Source organism: Prevotella sp. HMSC073D09 (assembly GCF_001814145.1).
In the GTDB taxonomy this organism is placed as follows: Bacteria; Bacteroidota; Bacteroidia; order Bacteroidales; family Bacteroidaceae; genus Prevotella; species Prevotella conceptionensis.
In genome coordinates, this window is sequence record NZ_KV815082.1 from 90,674 (window position 1) to 91,702 (window position 1,029).

At 42.6% G+C, this 1,029-nt stretch carries 1 pseudogene; it reads right to left on the minus strand.

Annotation, left to right across the window (positions count from 1 at the left end):
* Window positions 1-623: 623 nt before the first annotated feature.
* Window positions 624-1,029 (minus strand): annotated as a pseudogene (locus HMPREF2955_RS06825) (transposase); the annotation flags it as partial.

Consider the following 1,029-nt stretch of genomic DNA (forward strand, 5'->3'; position numbering starts at 1 on the left):
AAGGTTGGTTTTGATGCAAAAAGGGGGTAGCATGCTAATGAGGCGAAATGAATATTTATTTCAAACAACCACCATTTGCACCCATTTAGGGGCTATTTGCTGCTAAATGAAGTGTGTTTTGGTGCTAAATGCAGTGCGTTTTGGTGCTAAACACAGTGCAATATGCCGCTAAACGCAAGGCATTTTGGTGCTAAACGCAGTGTATTTTGCTGCTAAACGCAAGGCAAAATGCTGCTAAATGCGAGGCGATAAGCATAAATATCCACTGAAATGGTATAAACAAAAACCTTTCGAGCTATGAAAAACATGGCTGAAAGGGGCGAAATAGTCGTTAAAAAGTGGGTTTTTAGAGGTAAAAAGCGGGTTATTGGACTTGAAAAAATACGAGTTGGCAACCAATCTAGAAAGGCTAAATGGTGCTAAATGCAGGTTCTGAGCCTAAAAATAGACAAATCGAAAGACGTGAAAGCTTAGAAAAAGTGGCTTTTTACCTACTTTATAGGCTATATTTTCGCTAGAATGGGGTGGCAAACAGACGTCACTTTGTAAAACAAAAATAATAATTTAAGATTTTGAGTTGATGAGGTTATGAGTTGATGAGTTGGTGAGTTTGGAAGTTGGTGAGTTTGGAAGTTGGTGAGTTGGTCAGCTCCTATACATGCTTTGTCCCCGTAGATGCTGCAGTCATGATAAGACAATTTCACATCCTTCATGTAGTCGAGGTCAGGTATGCTTGCCTTGGACAGGTCATATGAGTGGACAACACCTGTTAATCCACAGAGAGCATGCAGTTTATATCCGAAATAATATGTCTTTTGTGAAGCGCAGTAACCGAAGTCTGGAGCTTGTGCAAAGTCCCCAGTCCGTCCCATCTTGCAGCGTGTCCCTCGTGCCACCCGACCCCCCCTATTGGCTTGGAGTCGACAAAGAATTGTTCTTCTCCCCTGTCCATTTCCAGGGCAATCCTTTTGCGTATCTCTTCGCATAAGCCTGCCGTTTTCTTACGGCGGTCATTGAACTGCCTTCTTG